16 protein-coding genes are annotated in these 18,372 nt (G+C 67.2%); 7 read left to right on the top strand and 9 right to left on the bottom strand.

Annotated features, from left to right (window positions below; translation table 11 throughout):
- Window positions 1–65: 65 nt before the first annotated feature.
- Genes J7I79_RS06860 through J7I79_RS06870 form a run of 3 tightly spaced genes read left to right on the top strand, consistent with a single transcriptional unit; the run spans window position 66 to window position 4,068 of the window.
- Window positions 66–1,412, top strand: a complete 1,347-nt coding sequence (locus J7I79_RS06860; RefSeq protein ID WP_214951666.1) for an L-fuconate dehydratase — start codon at window positions 66–68, stop codon at window positions 1,410–1,412.
- A complete protein-coding gene (locus tag J7I79_RS06865) occupies window positions 1,409–2,884 on the top strand; it encodes an aldehyde dehydrogenase (NADP(+)) (protein WP_214951668.1) in 1,476 nt (491 codons plus the stop codon). Before J7I79_RS06860 ends, J7I79_RS06865 begins: the two co-directional genes overlap by 4 nt.
- Complete coding sequence (locus tag J7I79_RS06870) at window positions 2,881–4,068, top strand: fumarylacetoacetate hydrolase family protein (protein WP_214951670.1); 1,188 nt, start codon at window positions 2,881–2,883, stop codon at window positions 4,066–4,068. Before J7I79_RS06865 ends, J7I79_RS06870 begins: the two co-directional genes overlap by 4 nt.
- Window positions 4,069–4,075: 7 nt before the next feature.
- Here the strand turns inward: J7I79_RS06870 and efeB are convergent, their stop codons facing one another.
- The 4 genes from efeB to J7I79_RS06890 form a co-directional block, all read right to left on the bottom strand.
- The gene (gene efeB / locus J7I79_RS06875) at window positions 4,076–5,491 is read right to left on the bottom strand and encodes an iron uptake transporter deferrochelatase/peroxidase subunit (RefSeq protein ID WP_214951671.1); all 1,416 of its coding nucleotides are present in this window, start codon (window positions 5,489–5,491) and stop codon (window positions 4,076–4,078) included.
- A complete protein-coding gene (efeO, locus tag J7I79_RS06880; protein WP_214951673.1) occupies window positions 5,488–6,717 on the bottom strand; it encodes an iron uptake system protein EfeO in 1,230 nt (409 codons plus the stop codon). Before efeO ends, efeB begins: the two co-directional genes overlap by 4 nt.
- Window positions 6,718–6,751: 34 nt before the next feature.
- Complete coding sequence (gene efeU, locus J7I79_RS06885; protein WP_214951674.1) at window positions 6,752–7,606, bottom strand: iron uptake transporter permease EfeU; 855 nt, start codon at window positions 7,604–7,606, stop codon at window positions 6,752–6,754.
- A 106-nt stretch (window positions 7,607–7,712) separates the two neighbouring features.
- Entirely contained in the window at window positions 7,713–8,762 is a 1,050-nt protein-coding gene (locus J7I79_RS06890) for a LacI family DNA-binding transcriptional regulator (protein ID WP_214951676.1), read from the bottom strand.
- A gap of 91 nt (window positions 8,763–8,853) precedes the next feature.
- Between J7I79_RS06890 and J7I79_RS06895 the strand changes: the two genes are divergently transcribed.
- A complete protein-coding gene (locus J7I79_RS06895; protein WP_214951678.1) occupies window positions 8,854–9,969 on the top strand; it encodes a family 43 glycosylhydrolase in 1,116 nt (371 codons plus the stop codon).
- Between the two features lie 24 nt (window positions 9,970–9,993).
- Here J7I79_RS06895 and J7I79_RS06900 read toward each other — a convergent pair whose 3' ends face one another.
- Window positions 9,994–11,529, bottom strand: a complete 1,536-nt coding sequence (locus J7I79_RS06900) for an alpha-N-arabinofuranosidase (protein ID WP_214951680.1) — start codon at window positions 11,527–11,529, stop codon at window positions 9,994–9,996.
- Window positions 11,530–11,863: 334 nt separating this feature from the next.
- Here J7I79_RS06900 and J7I79_RS24565 point away from each other — a divergent pair, with 334 nt between their 5' ends.
- From J7I79_RS24565 to J7I79_RS24570, 3 genes are all read left to right on the top strand, one after another.
- Window positions 11,864–11,998, top strand: coding sequence for a hypothetical protein (locus tag J7I79_RS24565; RefSeq protein WP_285291310.1), 135 nt, complete (start codon window positions 11,864–11,866; stop codon window positions 11,996–11,998).
- A gap of 181 nt (window positions 11,999–12,179) precedes the next feature.
- The gene (locus J7I79_RS06905; RefSeq protein WP_214951683.1) at window positions 12,180–12,884 is read left to right on the top strand and encodes an ice-binding family protein; all 705 of its coding nucleotides are present in this window, start codon (window positions 12,180–12,182) and stop codon (window positions 12,882–12,884) included.
- 103 nt (window positions 12,885–12,987) lie between these two features.
- Window positions 12,988–13,113: a hypothetical protein gene (locus J7I79_RS24570; protein ID WP_285291311.1), complete on the top strand. Its 126-nt coding sequence runs from the start codon at window positions 12,988–12,990 to the stop codon at window positions 13,111–13,113.
- Between the two features lie 96 nt (window positions 13,114–13,209).
- On the opposite strand, the gene araA is transcribed toward J7I79_RS24570, so the two are convergent.
- The 4 genes from araA to J7I79_RS06925 form a co-directional block, all read right to left on the bottom strand.
- The gene (gene araA, locus J7I79_RS06910; RefSeq protein ID WP_214951685.1) at window positions 13,210–14,730 is read right to left on the bottom strand and encodes an L-arabinose isomerase; all 1,521 of its coding nucleotides are present in this window, start codon (window positions 14,728–14,730) and stop codon (window positions 13,210–13,212) included.
- A 33-nt stretch (window positions 14,731–14,763) separates the two neighbouring features.
- Complete coding sequence (locus J7I79_RS06915) at window positions 14,764–15,444, bottom strand: L-ribulose-5-phosphate 4-epimerase (protein WP_214951687.1); 681 nt, start codon at window positions 15,442–15,444, stop codon at window positions 14,764–14,766.
- Window positions 15,441–17,213 (bottom strand): ribulokinase, encoded by a 1,773-nt coding sequence (araB, locus tag J7I79_RS06920; RefSeq protein WP_214951689.1) that lies wholly within the window; start codon window positions 17,211–17,213, stop codon window positions 15,441–15,443. Before araB ends, J7I79_RS06915 begins: the two co-directional genes overlap by 4 nt.
- A gap of 141 nt (window positions 17,214–17,354) precedes the next feature.
- Window positions 17,355–18,368, bottom strand: a complete 1,014-nt coding sequence (locus tag J7I79_RS06925) for a LacI family DNA-binding transcriptional regulator (RefSeq protein WP_104176170.1) — start codon at window positions 18,366–18,368, stop codon at window positions 17,355–17,357.
- Window positions 18,369–18,372 lie beyond the last annotated feature (4 nt).

The raw sequence follows: 18,372 nt of genomic DNA on the forward strand, positions 1-18,372 counted from the left end.
TATGATTATGGAAATTCATATAGGAAATCATGCAACCCTCCAGATCAATCCGAGAGAAGAGATCCATGCCTTCCATCATTTCCATCAACACCCAGGACGTCCGCTTTCCCACCTCACTGGAACTCGACGGGTCCGACGCGGTCAATGTTGACCCCGACTACTCCGCCGCCTACGCCGTCATCCGCACCGATTCGGGCGAAGAAGGCCACGGCTTTGTGTTCAGCTGCGGCCGGGGCAACGAGATCCTGACTGCGGCCATCGACTCCTATGCAGCGCTCCTGCTGGGTAGGGACATCGACGGACTGATCTACGACCTGGGCAACGCTTCCAAGCGCCTCATTCACGACTCGCAGCTCCGCTGGCTCGGCCCGGAAAAGGGCGTCACCCAGATGGCGGCCGGCGCGTTGGTCAGCGCGCTCTGGGACATCCGCGCCCGCCGCGAACGCAAGCCGCTCTGGCTGCTCCTGAGCGAGATGTCCCCCGAAGAGATCGTGGACGTCGTCGACTTCACCCATATCCGCGACGCCCTGAACCCGCAGCAGGCGCTGGACATCCTCCGCGCTGGCCAGGACGGCAAGGCCGCCCGCATTGCGGGTCTCAGGGCGGACGGCTATCCCGCCTACACCACCTCGCCCGGCTGGCTGGGTTACAGCGACGACAAACTGGTCCGGCTAAGCAAGGAAGCGGCCGCAGACGGCTTCTCAATGATCAAGCTCAAGGTGGGCGGCGACATCGCTGACGACCGCCGCCGCATGGCCCTCGCCCGGCAGGCCGTGGGCGATCTTCCCATCGCCATCGACGCCAATCAGCGCTGGGAGGTGTCCGAGGCGATCGAATGGGTCAACGCGCTTGCCGAGTTCAAGCCGTATTGGATTGAGGAACCCACCAGCACCGATGACATCCTGGGCCACGCGGAGATCCGGAAGGGAATCTCGCCGGTGCGCGTTGCCACCGGCGAAGCGGTGGCCAGCCGCATCGTGTTCAAGCAACTCCTCCAGGCAGGCGCCATCGACGTACTCCAGCTCGACTCGACCCGGGTAGGCGGCGTCAACGAAAACATCGCCAACCTGCTGCTCGCGGCCAAGTTCGGTGTCCCGGTCTGCCCGCACGCGGGCGGCGTGGGACTGTGCGAGCTTGTCCAGCACTTCTCCTTCTTCGACTACGCAGCCATCACCGGAACCCAGGACGGCCGCATGATCGAATACGTTGACCACCTCCACGAGCACTTCGCGGAACCGGTCCGGATCATCAACGGACGCTATGCCGCGCCCGAACGACCGGGCACGGGGGCGGAAATGTTGACCGCATCGCGGACCCGTTGGGATTTCCCTTCCGGCGCCGGGTGGCTTGAAGTGGGCAACCGCGCCGCCGTCACGGGCGCCAGCCTTGCACCCGCGGGAGCCGGCCGATGAACACCACCGGTGCAGAACTGAACGAATCCGTCGAGGCTGCCCACGCAGCGTTCGAGAAGGCCCGCCTGGCCAGTCCCGGAACGAGGGCAGCCTGGCTTGAAGCGGTGGCCGCCGGCCTGGAAGGCAACGCTGATGCCCTCATCCGGATCGCAGCCAGGGAAACGCACCTGGCCGAGCCCCGCCTCCGGGGGGAACTGAAGCGTACCGCCTTCCAGCTCCGCCTCTTCGCTGACGAAATTCGTCGGGGTGAGCATTTCGACGCGACGATCGACCAGGAAGATGGCGCCTGGGCCATGGGGCCTCGGCCGGATCTGCGCCGCTACAACGTCCCGCTTGGCGTCGTCGGGGTCTTCGGGGCGTCCAACTTCCCCTTCGCCTTCAGCGTGATGGGCGGCGATTCCGCGTCCGCGCTGGCGGCCGGCTGCGCCGTCGTCCACAAGGCGCACGACGGCCACCGGGAACTCGCGGTCCGCACGGCAGAAACGGTGACCGCCGCACTTGAGGCAGCCGGGGCGCCGTCGGGTCTCTTCTCCCAGGTCACCGGCCGCCAGGCGGCAGAAGCGCTGGTTGACCACCCGCTGGTGAAGGCCATTGGGTTCACGGGTTCGACGGCGGGTGGCCGGGCGCTGTTCAACCGTGCGGCTGTGCGGCCGGAACCTATCCCGTTCTTCGGCGAGCTGGGCGGCATCAACGCCGTTTTTGTCACGGGCAACGCATGGTCTGCGCGCCGCGAGGAGATCCTTAACGGCTATGCGGGCTCCCTCACCCTCGGTATGGGGCAGTTCTGTACCAAGCCGGGCGTGCTGTTCGTCCCGGCCGGGCAAACTGACGAGGTCCGGGACGGTCTCCGGCGGGCCCTCGCGGGCTTTGCCCCGGCGCAACTGCTCAGTGAACGGCTGCACGAAGGGTTCCGGCAGGCAGTTACTGACTTGCGGGACACGGCAGGCGTGCAGGTACTGGTTGAGGGCGACTTCGCCGAAGCGCCGGCCCCCACTGTTCTGCTGACGACTTCCGATGCGGTGCGCCACGACCCAGGGATCCTTCGACAGGAAATGTTCGGCCCTGCCAGCCTTGTGGTGGAGTACAGCGGCGAATCCGAACTCGCCGCCCTTGCCGGGCTGCTGGAGGGGCAGCTGACCACCACGCTGCACGCCGAATTGGAGGACGACGTGGCTGAGCTCGCCGGCAGGCTGGCGGATATTAGCGGGCGCCTGCTCTGGAACGGCTGGCCCACAGGAGTGACCGTCAGCTACGCACAGCACCACGGCGGGCCGTACCCGGCCACGACGTCGGGAACCACCTCCGTGGGGACAGCCGCCATCCGGCGGTTCCTGCGGCCGGTGGCATTCCAATCCTTCCCGGCGTCACGGCTGCCGGAACCCCTGCAGGACGCCAACCCGTGGAACATTCCGCAAAGGGTCGACGGCGCCTGGCAGCATCCGTTTGCTACCCGGAAGGACGGCAAGCTGTGACCGCGCGGACCGCTTCGCCCGCACTGGTTCTGCCGGAGGACGCGCAGAACGCCCTTCTCATCGGACGCCTCTGGGATGTGGAAACCTCAGGACCCCGGGTTGTGGCGGTGCGGGGCGCCGACGTGTTCGACCTGCAGCACGTTGCCGGTACTGTCTCGGAGCTGCTGGAACGCCCGGATCCGGCGGCTGACGTCCCCTCCGCCATGACGATGGCGCGCTGGAATACGGCTGACGTGCTGGAGGCGTCGCTGTCACAGGACACGTCCCGTCCGCACCTGCTGGCGCCCGTTGACCTCCAGGTCATCAAGGCCTGCGGAGTGACGTTCGTGGACAGCATGATTGAGCGGGTCATCGAGGAGCGCTGCGGCGGAGATGCCGGCAGGGCCGCCGAAATGCGTGACCTTGTGGGTAGGGCCCTCGGCGGCAGCATCGGCGACGTACGGCCGGGTTCCCCCGAGGCCGCAGAAGCCAAGCGGGTGCTAATCGCCGAAGGACTGTGGTCGCAGTACCTGGAAGTGGGCATTGGCCCCGACCCCGAAGTCTTCACCAAGGCACCGGCGCTCTCCTCCGTCGGCCTCGGCGCCGGCATTGGAATCCCATCGTTCTCCTCCTGGAACAACCCTGAACCGGAACTGGTGCTGATCGCCACGTCCACGGGCAGGGTTGTTGGCGCCACGCTCGGCAACGACGTCAACCTCCGCGACGTTGAAGGCCGCAGCGCCCTGCTCCTGGGCAAGGCTAAGGACAACAACGCCTCGAGCGCGCTGGGGCCGCTGATCCGGCTGTTCGACGACTCGTTCACACTCGAGACGCTGCGGCAGGAAGAGATCCTGCTCCGGGTGGAGGGCGTGGACGGTTACCAGCTGGAGGGCCGGAACACCGTGGCCCGGATCAGCCGTCCGTTCGAGGAACTGGTAGCGGCGACCTTCGGCAAGCACCATCAGTACCCTGACGGGTTCGCGCTGTTCACGGGCACGCCGTTCGCACCCACGCAGGACCGTGACGTGCCGGGGCAGGGATTCACCCACCGGATGGGGGACGCGGTCACCATACGGAGCCGCCATCTTGGCGCCCTGGTCAATACAGTGGGCGCCGCGGAGGAACTGCCGGAATGGCGCTTCGGACTCCAGCAGCTGTTCCGTTACCTTGCAGCACAGGAGCAAGCCACGGCTGCGGTCAACTAAGGCGCGGTCAGCTGAACAGGCCTTCGCCGATAAAGCCGCCGGGCCTGATGCCCGGCGGCACCGCGGCCAGCGCGGAGCCGGTGTGCTTGAGGTACTCGATGGCCAGCGTGTCCTGCTTGGCCATGGCCATCTGCATGGGCACGTAGTGCGTGCGCGGATCCTTGACGAAGGCGATGAAAAACAGGCCTGCGTCGAAGTGCCCCAGGCCGTCGGAACCGTCCGTGTAGTTGTACCCCCGGCGCAGCATCCTCACGCCGCCGTTCTGGTCGGGATGGGCGAGGCGGACATGCGAGTCGGCTCCCATCAGGGGCTCACCGTCCCTGCCCTGGATGTTGAAGTCCGGGGCGGTGAATTCCTGGCCACCGGACAGCGGAGCGCCCTCGGCCTTTGTCCGCCCGATCAGGCCTTCCTGTTCGCCCAGCGACGTCCGGTCCCAGATCTCGATGTGCATCCGGATGCGGCGCGCCACCAGGTAGCTTCCGCCCTGCATCCAGGCTTCGCCCGCCCGGGTGCCGCCCCCCGCCCAGACATGGCTGTCCAGCAGGCCGGCATCCTCGACTTTGAGGTTGTTGGTGCCGTCCTTGAAGCCGAAAAGGTTGCGGGGCGTCGTCTGAGCCCGGGAAGTGGAGGACGTGCGTCCGAAGCCCAGCTGCGACCAGCGGACGCGGACCTTCCCGAACCCCAACCGGGCGAGGTTCCGGATGGCGTGCACGGCCACCTGGGGATCGTCGGCGCATGCCTGCAGAATGATGTCTCCGCCGCTGCGTCCGGGCTGCAGGTCGTCGCCGGGGAAATGCGGCAGGTCTATCAGGGCGTCCGGACGCCGGCCCTCGAGCCCGAACCGTGCCTTCCCGTCCTTTTCAAACAGGCTGGCGCCGAAGCCGAAGGTGACGGTGAGCTTGCCGGCGCTGAGGCCCATCGCTTCACCAGTATCCTGCGGCGGGGCGTCATAGGACCCGCCGGCTGCCCCGGTTTCACCGGTTTCCCGCCCCTGGGTCATGTCCTCCGCAGCGGAAGTCCAGTCCTTGAGGAGCCGGATCAGGGCGTCGCGGTCCTCGGTGATGACATCGAAGGCGGCCATGTGCAGGCGGTCCTGTGCCGGCGTCGTAATTCCCGCCTGGCGGTCCCCGTAGAACGGGACCGTGTCGGCGGCAGTCACCTCGGCGGCAGGGTTCGACGCGAAGACGGCGTCGCGCCCCAGCAGTCCGGCGGCGAGGCCTGCCAGCGCGCCGGCGCCGCCGACACCGGCAAAGGAGAGCATGCGCCGGCGGGACACGCCGCGCCCGGCAACCTCTTTGTCAGCCGCGCCCCCGGTGGCGGCCCCGTCAGTGTCGGTTGCGGCGGCGGCAGCAGCCGGGGACGTGTCCCGCTGGACTCCGCCCTGGCCGCGGCCCTGGCCACCGCCGAAGGGGCAACCGGTCACAGCACTACTGCCGCGGTGAGGTTGGACAGCGGTTCGCCAAGGGAATCCACCAGTGCGGCGAGGCGCTGGATCTGTTCCGGGGTCAGTTCGTTGTAGTAGGCAAAGCCGTCGCCCCTGGCGTGGGTCTTCAGTTCAGCCTGCAGCTCCGAGAACTTCGTATCGAGGGTCTTGGCGAGCTCCGGGTCCTTCTGCTCCAGCACGGGCCTGAGGTTTTCGAACGCGATCCGGGCGCCGTCCACATTGGCCTGGAAATCCCACAGGTCGGTGTGCGACCAGGCCTCCTCTTCGCCGGTGACCTTGCCGGTGGCCACCTCGTCCAGCAGTTCCTTGGCGCCGTTGCCCAGCTTGTCGGCAGTGAGCTCCACCGTCCGCGTGCGCTTGGCCAGCTCCTCGGTGTCGGCCACCAGGTGGGCTGACAGCTTTTCACGCTCTGCGGCGCTCAGTGCCTGGAACCCGGCCGGCGGGTACAGATCCTTCTCGGCACGGTGCCAGCCGGTCCACTCCTCGCCCTCGGCCAGGTCCGCTTCGCGGGCGTCCAGCTTGGGGTCGAGGTCGCCGAAGGACTCGGCTACCGGCTCGATCCGCTCCCAGTGCATGCGGGTTGCGGCGTAGAGCTCTTTCGCGGTGGCAGCGTCGCCGGCGGCGTAGGCCTCGGCAAACTTCTTGGTGCCGGCCACCAGCTGTTCGGTCTGGTCCTTGACATACGCTGCGTACTGCGCCGTCCCCTGGCCGATGAGCGCCTGCAGGTCCTTGTCCACTGCCGGCTGGGTGCCCGAGTCGGCCACGTCAAAGCTGGCGCGGATGCCCTCACCCACCATTCCGGGCTTGCAGGCGGTGTTGTACTTGCCGGCAGGGACCGTGACCACCAGGTTCCGGGTCAGCCCCGGGCCGATGTTTTCCACTTCGCCCAGGATCCGCAGGCCGTCCTCCGCCAGCAGGTAGAACTCGGTGACCTGATCGCCGTCGTTCTTGACGGTGAAGGTGAGGTTGCCGCTTCCCGCGGTGGCCGTGGACACCTTGCAGGCATCGCTGGTGCTGGTGACCTGGATGGGTCCGGCCGCCCCCGCGGTCGGTGAAGGTGCGGCGTTGTCCGTGCACGCGGCCATAGTCAGGGGGAGGGCGACGACGGCGGCCGCTGCGGCCAGGCGGCGTGCAGCTCCAGGCCGGCGGCCCTGCCTAAGGGCTGATGCCGAGCGGTCACAATCGGGCAGGCTGGGGCTTGGCATGAGGGTGTTCCTTTGGTGGTGCGGGAGTGGTGGGTCAGGAGGCCGCGACGGCAGTCCGGGCGGATGTTTCGGCCTGCGGGGAGACGCGGGTGCGGCGGTTGGCGCGAAGGTAGAAGAACAGCACGGCAGGGACGTACAGCAGCCAGGCCGCCGCTTCCAGCCAGGTGGTGGCAGGCGAGAAGTTCAGGGTGCCTTTGAGTACCGTTCCGTACCAGGACGACGGCGGGACTGCCGCCGTCACGTCGAAGGCCAGGCTGTGGAGGCCGGGAAGGATTCCGGCCTCCTGGAAATCGTGGACAGCGTAGGCGAGAACACCCCCTGCGATGACGACGAGGGCGGCACCGCTCCAGGTGAAGAACACCCCGAGGTTAATCTTCAGGACTCCGCGGTGCAGCAGGAAACCGAGCAGGACGGCAGTCGCCAGGCCCAGGAGGGCACCGAGCAGCGGAGTTGCCGACTGCCCGGCGGCTTGGGTGGCCGCCCAGAGGAACAGGGCAGTCTCGAGGCCTTCGCGACCCACGGCGAGCGCGGCCACGGCGGCCAGGCCCCAGCCGGCGCCGCCCGCAGCCCTGTCCACGTGCGAGCGGAGTTCGGCACCGAGGGTGCGGGCGGTGCGGGCCATCCAGAACACCATCCAGGTCACCAGCGCCACGGCCACGCCGGAAAGGCTGCCACCGATGGCTTCCTGCGCTTCGAACGTGAGTCCGCGCGGGCCGAAGGTGAGCAAAGCCCCGAATCCCGCCGACACGGCAACTGCGAATCCGACGCCCGCCCAGAGCCGGGGCAGGAGGTGCCGCCGTCCGGCCTTGATGAGATAGGCCATCAGGAGTACGACGACGAGAGTCGCCTCAAGGCCTTCGCGCAGGCCGATCAAATAGTTTGCTGTCATGAACGTGGAGCCTCAAATATCCGCAGCCAAGGTTAGGCTGGCCTTATAAGAGGATTACCCACGAGTCCAAATTAAGCAACTCAAACGTGCGCTAATTCGCCGAACATTACGCCCGCTCCGGTCCCACAACGCCGCGGGCCGCGCCCGGACCGTACGGGGCCGAGTCCCGCACCTTAAGTTCGAAACCCGCCTCGATGTGGAGTCCCCCGGGGGCGGACTCCGCACCTTCGATCCGGTCGATGAGCAGCTTGATGGACCGCTCGGCGATCTCCTCCATCCCGGGAGACACCGTGGTGAGGGAGGGGGAGGCGAAGCGTGCCTCGTCGATGTCGTCAAAGCCCGCCACTGCGACGTCATCCGGCAACCTGATGCCGCGGACCAGGAGCTCGTGCAAGGCACCGAGCGCCATCGCGTCATTCAGGCCAAAGACGGCGTCGAACCGGACTCCGCTGTCCAGCAGGCTGCCGACGGCGGAGGCCCCGCCGTCACGGCGCCAGTCGCACTGCACCACCAGGTCCGGGTCAAACTCCGCCCCGGCAGCCTCCAACGCTTTCCGGTAGCCGTTCAGGCGCAGGCCGGGGCTGTCCGTCGTGGCGCCCGCCGTCGCGCCCAGGACGGCAATCCGGCGCCGGCCCCCGGCCAGGAGATGGGCGGTGATGGCTTCCGCGGCCTCGGCGTTCTTCATGGTCACCAGATCGAAGCGCGAATCCGTGATGTGCTCCCCAAGCATCACGATCGGCTTGGTGCCCTGGTGCGCGGCAATGGTGTCGACATCGAGGGTCAGCGGGGTGAACAGCAGCCCGTCCGTGAGCTGGCGGAACGGACCCTGGAGCGCGCTCAGCTCGTGTCCCGCGACGCCGCCGGACTGCTCCACCAGGACGCGGTAGCCCCGGCTGGCCGCAACGGTCATCAGCCTGGACGCAAGCTCGCCGTAGTAGGGAATGGACAGGTCGGACAGCACCAGTCCCAGCATCCGGGTTTTGCCGGAACGCAGGCTCCGGGCCGTCAGGTTGGCCTCGTACCCCAGCTCGGCGATGGCGTCCAGCACCTTCTGCTTGGTGGCTGGCCGAATGAACTCGTAGTCGTTGAGCACATTGGATACTGTCTTCAACGAGACGCCGGCGGCGCGCGCAACGTCGTTCATGGTCACAGCCACAGGTGATTCCCTTCCCCGTCAACACTTTCAGCTACATCGTTGCAGACGCGCTCCGGTTTTGCCCTTTCCGCAACATTTACAACGTTATAGAATGGATTCGGCCGCGGCATCCGAACCGGCCCTCCGCCAGCACTTCACAAAGGAAACCGCCATGCCGTCCGCTGCCTCTCCCCTCTTCCGCTGCCCGGTGTTCGACGGCGCCGCCGACCCCACGGTCATCCACCGCCGCGGCACGGGCGAGTGGTGGATGTTCTACACGGCCCGCCGCGCCACGCTCGCCACCGATGGCGTGGACTGGATCACCGGCACCAGGATCGGAATCGCGGTGTCCTCGGACGCAGGAGCCAGCTGGCAGTACCGCGGCGTGGTGGAGGGCCTCGATCCGGAGGACTCCCCCGGCCTGAACACCCATTGGGCCCCGGAGGTGGTGTGGCATGACGGCAGGTACCACATGTTCCTCACCTGGGGCGCCGGCGCTCCGCGCACCTGGGCCGAGCAGACCCGGCGGCGGCTGGTGCATTTCACCAGCCCCGACCTGGAGCAGTGGGAGTTCCGCGGGCGGGTGGATGTCGGTTCCGAGAACGTCATTGACGCAGCCTTCGCCGTGGTGGCGGACGGCCGTCCGCGCCTCTGGTTCAAGGATGAGGTGGACGGCTCCACCACCTGGTCGGCGGTCTGGGAGGGTCCGGCCCTCCGGGAAGAAGCGGACGGCGGCAGCGGCAGCATCGCCGTCGGACGCCCCGGGCGCCGGGAAACGGTCGGCCGCTGGCGCGCCGAGGGGCAGGTGATCGGGCTGCCTTCCCATGAGGGTCCCAACGTGTTCCGACTGGGCGGCTGGTACTGGATGGTGGTGGACGAGTGGCGCGGCCAGGCCGTGCACCGCTCGGCGGACGGCCTCGCCTGGACCCGGCAGGAAGCCAACAACGGCCTCATCCTGGATGCGCCGGGCGCCGGGGCGGACGACGCCACGTACGGCAGGCACGCCGACGTGGTCACCCAGGGCGACCACGCCTACATCTTTTACTTCACGCACCCGGAGTGGCAGGACACCGAAATGGCCAACGGCCTGGCGGACCCGGCCCGGGCGGTCCGTGAACAACGCACCAGCATCCATGCGGCGCGGCTGCACGTGGAAGGGGACGCCCTGGTCTGCCTGCGCGACCTGGACGCCCCCGTCCACCTGGATCCGGCGCTCCTTGCGAGCTAGTTCCGGCGCCGGGTTCCCTCTCGCCTAGTGTCCGACTCCGTCGACGGAGAGGCGGATCATGCTCCAGGACACCGCGGGAAGCTCGGCGGTGAGCCGGCCGCCGTCGACCTGGACACTGACGTTCTCGCCGGGCAGCACCGAGGTGGAGTCATCCGCCGTCGCCTGCCAGTAGGGATCCTTGTTCGTGTAGGTTACCGCTTCAACAACCTTGGCGTTCCCCAGACCGGCGACGGCGGCGTCCAGCGTGAGGGCGTCCGTTGCCGAACGGTTCACGGCAAACACCACCGCCTCGCCGGCGTCCGCATCGAAAGTGGCGACGGCGGACAGGGCGGCAAAGTTCGCGGTCTTGCCGCCGCTGAGCAGCGGGGATTCGACGGCGAGCTGCAGCACCGTGCCCTTGGCGTGCTGTGACGTCAGGGCGAACGGGTGGAAGGTGGTCTGCTTCCAGGCGCGGCCGCCGGGTTCGGTCATGATCGGGGCGATGACGTTGACCAGCTGCGCCAGGCTGGCGGAGTGCACGCGGTCGGTGTTGCGGAGCAGCGTGATGAGGAGGTCGCCCACCACCACGGCGTCCGCCACGGTGTAGCGGTCCTCGAGCAGCACCGGGGCCACGGGCCAGTCTTTCCCGGTGGGTGCCTTGGATTCGTCGCGGCTCATGTGCCAGACGTTCCATTCGTCGAAGGAGATGTTCACCTGCTTGGCGGACTTCTTGACCGACTTCACGTGGTCGATGTGGGCCACGATGTCCTTGATGAAGGCCTCCATCCGGTGGCCGGAGGACAGGTGTTCCTGCAGGTCGCCGAAGTCCTCGAAGTACTGGTGTGCGGAGATCAGGTCCACCAGGTCGTAGGTTTCCGTCAGCACAACCCGCTCCCACTCGCCGAAGCTGTCCATCGTGGGGGCGGAGCTTCCGCAGGCCACCAGCTCCAGGTCCGGCTCCACCATCCGCATGGCGCGGGCGGTGTCCGCCGCCAGCCGGCCGTACTCCGTGGCGTTCTTGTGGCCGATCTGCCAGAACCCATCCATCTCGTTGCCCAGGCACCACATCTTGATGCCGTAGCCGTTTTCGGCCCCGTTGGCCCGGCGCTGATCGGAGAACGCCGTCCCGCCGTCGATGTTGCAGTATTCCAGCAGATCGAGGGCTTCCTGGGTCCCGCGGGTGCCAAGGTTCACGGCCATCATCGGCTCGACGCCTGCTTTGGCGGACCATTTGGCAAACTCGTCCACCCCCACATGGTTGGGGTCGGTGGAGTGCCAGGCCAGGTCGAGGCGCGCCGGACGCTCTTCCACCGGCCCAACGCCATCCTCCCAGCGGTAACCGGAGACAAAGTTCCCGCCCGGGTACCGGACCGTGGACACGCCCAGTTCGCGGGTGAGTTCCAGGACGTCGGTCCGGAAGCCGTCAGCGTCAGCCTTCGGATGGCCCGGCTCGAAGATGCCGGTGTAGACGCAACGGCCAAGATGTTCCACGAAGGCGCCAAAGGTGCGGCGGCGGACCGGCCCCACGGTGAAGGCGGGATCCAGGGTGATCTTGGCGGTGGCGTGTTCGGAAGTGCCCACGTAAACATCCTCGTTTCTAGGTTTCTACAACGTTATAGAAACCCATTCTTAGGGCTGGAACCGCCCGCCGTCAAGAGAAGGCCACGGACACGCCGGGCCCGGGAGCCGGGCCCCGGCGCCGATGGCACCCGGACACGCTACGCAGGCATCACCAAATGATTCTTCGACACCCTCCACGAGCCCACCTTCTATGAGTCAGCGCGACCTATTGACTTCAACTTGGATGAGGTTCAGTGTGGGGGCCTACACACCACGTCGTTGGTGATATTCGTTCATGGTGGGGGCCACAGAACGTATTCTCTAGGGTCGCTCCTACGCAGAGATCCAGTAATTAATGGCAGGCCGGAAGCCGGTATCCGGCGACTCCTTCAACACGCCCAGCGCGATCGCGCAGCTCTCCCAGACCAGAGCGGGCGCCAGCATGCCCGGAATCGTCGAAGCACCAGCAAAAGGGCTGATTACGGCCTAATCAACGCCCCGTCCCAACACAACGTCGTATTGATCACTATGAGTCTCCGGCGGGAACACCCGCGGGGGCAGTCAACCTGGGGGAAGACCATGATGTTTAGTAATATGCTTCGGACCAATGCTGCAGAAGAAGGTCCCGGAACGGCCCGTTGGGCAGCAGTTGTCTGCGCCGCAGGGCTGACATGCACCTGCTGTTTGCGGGCCTTCTGTCAACGCCTACTCCGGCTCATGCCTCGGGTGCGATGGTGGGACTGGGCGCTGCGGGGAGTTTCTCGGTGCTGGGCGCTTCGACGGTGACCAATACCGGCCCGACGAACCTTGGCGGGAACCTCGGAGTCAGCCCGGGAACAGCGATCACGGGGTTCCCGCCGGGAACCCTGGAAGGCACCACCCACTCCGCCGATGCGCAGGCCGGCGCCGCCCATACGGACCTGCAGGCCGCCTACAATGATGCCGCCGGCCGCACCCCGACCGAGGCAGCCGCGGGGGACCTGGTGGGCCGCACACTCAACGCCGGGGTCTATAGCTCCGCCAGTTCGCTCGCGCTGAGCGGGACCCTGACACTCGATGGCAAGGGCGATCCCGAGGCGGTCTTCATCTTCCAGATGGGCTCCACCCTCACCACAGCCTCGGCCAGCAACGTCAAGCTGATCAACGGCGCCCAGGCCTCCCACGTCTTCTGGCAGGTCGGCAGTTCCGCGACCCTGGGCACCGGATCCTCCATCGCCGGGACCATCATGGCGCTGGCATCGATCACAGTGACAACCGGAGTCACCATCGAAGGCCGCGCCCTGGCACTAAACGGGGCAGTCACCCTGGACAGCAACACCATCACCACAACCCCGGCCACCGCACCGCTGCCCCTTCTACTTGCGGCCCAATTCTGATTCGGCGGGCAGTTGTGGCTCACGGGACTATTTCAGCCCGGTGGTGGCGTTGCCGTTGATGAGGTATTTCTGGCCGGCGATGAAGAAGCCGATGATGGCCGCCATGGCGGTAGGCATCCTGGTGGAGCAGATCGGGCATGCGCCGAAAAGCCCCCAGTCCGTGGAGCTCGCCACCGAACTGATCGTGCGGAGTTCAACGGCAGCTCCGCCGGACGCCGGCACGCGCTAACCGCCCGCCCGGCCCGGGAGGGCTGGCAGGCGGCAAGGGTGGAACCACGGGCTTATGGGCCGCGGCGGCCCCCACCGGGGCCGCCGGAGTGGGCTGCTACAGCCCGCCGGCCAGCTTGTAGTAGGCGGCGTTCCAGTTCAGTTCCTTCTTGAACTGTTTGATGGTGGTGCCTTCGTCGATGGTCAGCAGTTCGGTCTTCGCAATCTCGGCGAAGTCCTCGAAGACGTCCATGCCGACGGCGGTGGAAAGCACCGTGTGGTGCGCGGCTCCGGCCGTCAGCCATGCGGCGGCGGACGTGGCGAAGTCGGGCTTGGGCGACCACAGCGCGCGGGCCACCGGCAGGTTGGGCAGGGGTTCGTCCAGGTCCACCACGTCGACGGCGTTTGCCACGAGGCGGAAGCGGTCACGCATGTCGGACAGGGCCACCACGACTCCCGGGCCGGCGTCGGTGTCGAACACCATTCGGACGGGGTCTTCCTTGCCGCCGATGCCCAGCGGGTGGATCTCGACGCGCGGCTTCGTGGCGGTCAGCGACGGGCAGACCTCGAGCATGTGCGCACCCAGGATCTTCTCCTGGCCGGGGGTGAGGTGGTAGGTGTAGTCCTCCATCAGGGAGGCACCGCCGGGGAGGCCGGAGCCCATGACCTTGGCGGCGCGGACCAGGATGGCGGTCTTCCAGTCGCCCTCGGCGCCGAAGCCGTAGCCGTCGGCCATCAGCCGCTGCACGGCCATGCCGGGCAGCTGGCGCAGTTCGCCCAGGTCCTCGAAGGAGGTGGTGAACGCGGCGGAGCCGTTGGCTTCGAGGAAGCTGCGCAGGCCCAGTTCGATCCGCGCGCTGTAGCGCAGCGATTCGTGCCGCTCTCCCCCGGCCTTCAGTTCCGGCACCACCTCGTACAGGCGCTCGTACTCCGCCACCAGGGCGTCGACGTCGGACTCGTCCACGCCGTGTACGGCGTCGGCGAGCTCGTTGACTGACCAGGTGTTGACGGAGACGCCGAAGCGCAGCTCGGCTTCGGTCTTGTCGCCTTCGGTGACGGCCACGTTGCGCATGTTGTCGCCGAACCGGGTCAGTTTCAGGGTGCGGACGGCGGCCCAGCCGGCCGAGGCGCGCTGCCACACGCCCACCTGGCGGGAGACCTCCGGGTTGGACACGTGGCCCACCACGGTCTTGCGGGGAATGCCCAGGCGGGACTGGATGTAGCCGAACTCGCGGTCGCCGTGGGCTGCCTGGTTGAGGTTCATGAAGTCGAAGTCGATGTCCGCCCAGGGCAGCTCAACGTTGGCCTGGGTGTGCAGGTGCAGGAGCGGCTTGCGCAGCAGATCCAGGCCCTGGATCCACATCTTGGCCGGGCTGAACGTGTGCATCCAGGCCGTCACGCCGATCACCGAATCGTCGGAGTTGGCTTCCAGCGCGGTCCGGCGGATGGCCTCCGAGTCGGTGAGGACGGGCTTCCAGACCACCTTGACCGGGACATCGGATGACGCGTTCAGCGCGGCGGCAATCTCCTGCGACTGCGCTGCGACCTGCTTGAGGACGTCCTCGCCGTACAGGTGCTGGCTGCCGGTGAGGAACCAGACCTCGTACTGCTCAAGGGACGTGTTGTTGGCGTTGCTCATGGGTTCTCCTGAAAAAGCGGGTGGGCTGCGGCGCTACTGGCCGTAGACGTTCTGGTAGCGGGCGTAGAGGGAATCGATGCTGCCCTGGTCGATGGGCAGCGGTTCGCCCAGCTGGCGGGAAATATGGACTGTGCGTGCCACTTCCTCGCACATCACGGCGGCCTTCACGGCGGAGCGTGCGTCCTTGCCGATGGTGAACGGTCCATGGTTCTGCATCAGGACCGCCGGTGAGGTGGAGTTCCGGAGGGTTTCGACGATTCCCTGGCCGATCGAGTCGTCGCCAATCAGCGCGAACGGGCCCACCGGGATGCTCCCGCCGAACTCGTCGCTCATCATGGTCAGCACGCACGGGATCGCTTCACCGCGGGCGGCCCACGCCGTGGCGTAGGTGGAGTGTGTGTGCACCACGCCGCCCACTTCCGGCATATGCCGGTAGACGTATGCATGCGCGGCGGTGTCCGACGACGGCGAGAACGGCGGGTTTCCCCACTCGCCCTCCGCGGGAGTGCCGTAGAGATCCGTGACAACCATGCTCTCGGGCGTGAGGTCCGCGTAGGAGACTCCGGAGGGCTTGATGACCATCAGGTCATGGCCGGGAACACGCGCGGAGACGTTGCCGGCCGTCCACACCACCAGTTCGTAGCGGGTGAGCTCGGCGTGCAGTTCGCAGACCTCGCGACGGACCTGCGCGATGGTTTCCAGCAGGTTGCTCATGCGGACACTCCCTCTGCAGCGGAGTCGGCGGAGATGGCGTTCTGCTGCGGAGCGCCGGCGGCGGCGGCAAATGACGGCCTGGCCGCACGCTGGATCGCCTTGAGGCGGTGCATCACGCTGTTGGTGCCACGGCCGAAATAGTCGTGCAGCTTGCGGTACTCCTGGAAGAGCTTTTCGTAGGCGGCGACATTTTCCGGAATGGGAATATAGATGCTGCCGGGCTCCGATCCCATGGCAGCGGCAGCGGCGCGGATATCCGCGTAATGACCTGCGGCCACGGCGGCGTGGATGGCCGAGCCCAGCGCGGGCCCCTGGGTCGAGCCGATGGTGGAGAGCGGCAGGCCGGTGATGTCCGCGTAGATCTGCATGAGCAGCTTGTTCTTCAGCAGGCCGCCGGCCACGATGAATTCCCTGACCGGCACTCCCGAGTCGCGGAAGGCGTCCACGATGGTGCGCGTGCCGAAGGCCGTGGCTTCCAGCAAAGCCCGGTAGGTGTCTTCCGGCTTGGTGGCCAGGGTCTGGCCCACCACGACGCCGGAAAGTTCGTGGTCCACCAGCACTGAACGGTTGCCGGAGTGCCAGTCCAAGGCAATAAGCCCGTGTTCGCCGATGGCCTGCCGGGAGGCAAGTTCCGTGAGGTACTCGTGGATGCCCAGGCCTGCCGCTTCCGCCGCCTGGTGGTACTCGGGCGGGACGCCGTTGTTGGTGAACCAGCCGAAGATGTCCCCCACCCCGCTTTGCCCGGCTTCGTAGCCCCACAGACCGTCGACGATTCCGCCGTCCACCACGCCGCACATGCCCGGCACTTCACGCAGCTCGGCACCGTTCATGACGTGGCAGGTGGAGGTTCCCATGATGGCCACCAGCTGCCCGGGTTCAACGGCCTTCGCTGCGGGCGCCGTGACGTGGGCGTCCACGTTGCCCACCGCGACGGCGATGCCTTCCGGGAGCCCGGTCCAGGCTGCGGCCTCGGCCGTCAGGTAGCCGGCTGCATCGCCGAGCCGGCCGATGGTGTGCGCCAGCTTGGCGCTGACAAAATCCTTGAAGTCCGGGTTCAGGGCGGACAGGAATTCCTCGGACGGGTAGCGGCCGTCCTGGTAGATGCCCTTGTACCCGGCGGTGCAGGCGTTGCGGACGTAGTTGCCGCACAGCTGCCAGACGATCCAGTCAGCCGCCTCCACCCAGTGGTCCATGGCGGCGTAGGCTTCCGGGTCTTCCTCCAGCAGCTGCAGGCCCTTTGCGAACTCCCATTCGGAGGAGATCAGCCCGCCGTAGCGCGGCAGCCAGTTTTCGCCGAGTTCCGCGGCCAGGGCGTTGATGCGGTCCGCCTGCGGCTGGGCGGCATGGTGGCGCCACAGCTTCACATAGGCGTGCGGGCGGTTGGCGAATCCGGGAAGCTCGTTCAGCGGTGTGCCGTCGCCCTTGACGGGGACCATGGTGCAGGCCGTGAAGTCGGTGGCGATGCCCACCACCGCGGCGGGTTCGATCCCGGCGTCGGCGATGGCCGCGGGCACTGCCCGGCGGAGCACCTCGCGGTAGTCGTTGGGCACCTGCAGGGCCCATTCGCCGGGCAGGCGGGCGGCCGCTCCGTCCGCTGCGTCCGCCAGATCGGCCGGGAGCGCATCGGTGACCACGGCATGGGGGTACTCAAATACGCCGCTGCCCAGTTCCTTGCCATCCCGGACGCGGACCACCACGGCCCGCCCGGACAGCGTGCCGTAGTCGACGCCGATCACATAGCTGTCTGAACCGTCTGCTGTGACGTCCATCAATTCCTCCAATAGTCTCCGCTGCTCTGCGGCTGTCCTTAATTGTTAGCGCTAACAAACAACCTGTCAAGACATGGTCACTACGGCAAATGGTGTCAACGGCAGGAATCGCCAGGTCAGGCGGGCCGGAGGAGGGCGTGCTCAGGCGGGCGGGGCGGTGCTCGCGCGCACTACGATCCGGGGGTCAACCACCGTGGTTCCGGCCACGGCGCCGTCTTCGAGCAGCGCCAGCATCATGTCCATGCAGCGGCGTCCGAGCTCCTCAAAATCCTGGCGGACAGTGGTAAGGGGCGGCATGAAGTAGCCCGCCTCCGGCTGGTCGTCAAAGCCCACCACGGAGACGTCCTGCGGCACCCGCACGCCCGCTTCGCCGAAGGCCCTCAGGACGCCCAGGGCCATCTGGTCGTTGCCTACGAACACAGCCGTGGCAGCGCGTTCAACGGCAAGCTGCTGGCCGATCCCGTAGCCGCTGCCGGCACTCCAGTCGCCCTCGACGAGGAGGTCGTCGTCCAGTCCCGCCTGGGCGAGGGCCTCGCGCCAGCCTTCCGCCCGCTCAGCGGCATCGATCCAGTCCTGGGGTCCGGAGATATGACCGATCCGCTTGTGGCCCTGCTCAATCAGATGGGCAACGGCAAGCCTGGCTCCCAGTTTCTGGTCCACCATGGCGCCGCTGAACCTGCCTTCTCCGCTGGAGCCGACCACCACCACCGGAACGTCCAGGTTGAGAACTTCCAGGGCCTGCAGGGTTCCCGCATGCGGCACCAGGGCCACGATCCCGTCCACGCCCTGGTCCATGAAATGGCGGGCAGCGTCGGTGATCGAATCCGCGCTGACTTCCCGGAGGGCGGCGATGCTCACGAAGTAGCCGGCGTTGCGTGCCGCCTGCTCCACGCCGAGCAGCGTGTTGGCTGGCCCGTATTGGGACAGCTCGCTGGCCAGGACGCCAATGGTGTGCGAACGCCGGGTCACCAGGCTGCGCGCGGCGGTGTTCCGCCGGTATCCCAGCTCGGCGACGGCAGCCTCGACCCGCTCCCTGGTCGCCTTGCTCACATTGGGGTGGTTATTGATTACCCGGGACACTGTCTGGTGGGAGACGCCGGCGCGTTCCGCCACGTCTTCAAGTCGCGGAAGGCGCCGCTCGCTGCTGTAGGCCATGAAG

Source organism: Arthrobacter sp. ISL-69 (genome assembly GCF_018613775.1).
Classification (GTDB): Bacteria; Actinomycetota; Actinomycetes; order Actinomycetales; family Micrococcaceae; genus Arthrobacter.

Coding starts and splice junctions, on each gene's coding strand:
- J7I79_RS06905 (WP_214951683.1), top strand. CDS start 12,180: ATGCACCTGCTGTTTGCGGGCCTTCTGTCAACGCCTACTCCGGCTCAT.
- efeU (WP_214951674.1), bottom strand. CDS start 7,606: ATGACAGCAAACTATTTGATCGGCCTGCGCGAAGGCCTTGAGGCGACT.
- araB (WP_214951689.1), bottom strand. CDS start 17,213: ATGGACGTCACAGCAGACGGTTCAGACAGCTATGTGATCGGCGTCGAC.
- J7I79_RS06895 (WP_214951678.1), top strand. CDS start 8,854: ATGGATTCGGCCGCGGCATCCGAACCGGCCCTCCGCCAGCACTTCACA.
- J7I79_RS24570 (WP_285291311.1), top strand. CDS start 12,988: ATGGCGGTAGGCATCCTGGTGGAGCAGATCGGGCATGCGCCGAAAAGC.
- J7I79_RS06915 (WP_214951687.1), bottom strand. CDS start 15,444: ATGAGCAACCTGCTGGAAACCATCGCGCAGGTCCGTCGCGAGGTCTGC.
- efeO (WP_214951673.1), bottom strand. CDS start 6,717: ATGCCAAGCCCCAGCCTGCCCGATTGTGACCGCTCGGCATCAGCCCTT.
- araA (WP_214951685.1), bottom strand. CDS start 14,730: ATGAGCAACGCCAACAACACGTCCCTTGAGCAGTACGAGGTCTGGTTC.
- J7I79_RS06860 (WP_214951666.1), top strand. CDS start 66: ATGCCTTCCATCATTTCCATCAACACCCAGGACGTCCGCTTTCCCACC.
- J7I79_RS24565 (WP_285291310.1), top strand. CDS start 11,864: ATGGCAGGCCGGAAGCCGGTATCCGGCGACTCCTTCAACACGCCCAGC.
- J7I79_RS06865 (WP_214951668.1), top strand. CDS start 1,409: ATGAACACCACCGGTGCAGAACTGAACGAATCCGTCGAGGCTGCCCAC.
- J7I79_RS06925 (WP_104176170.1), bottom strand. CDS start 18,368: ATGGCCTACAGCAGCGAGCGGCGCCTTCCGCGACTTGAAGACGTGGCG.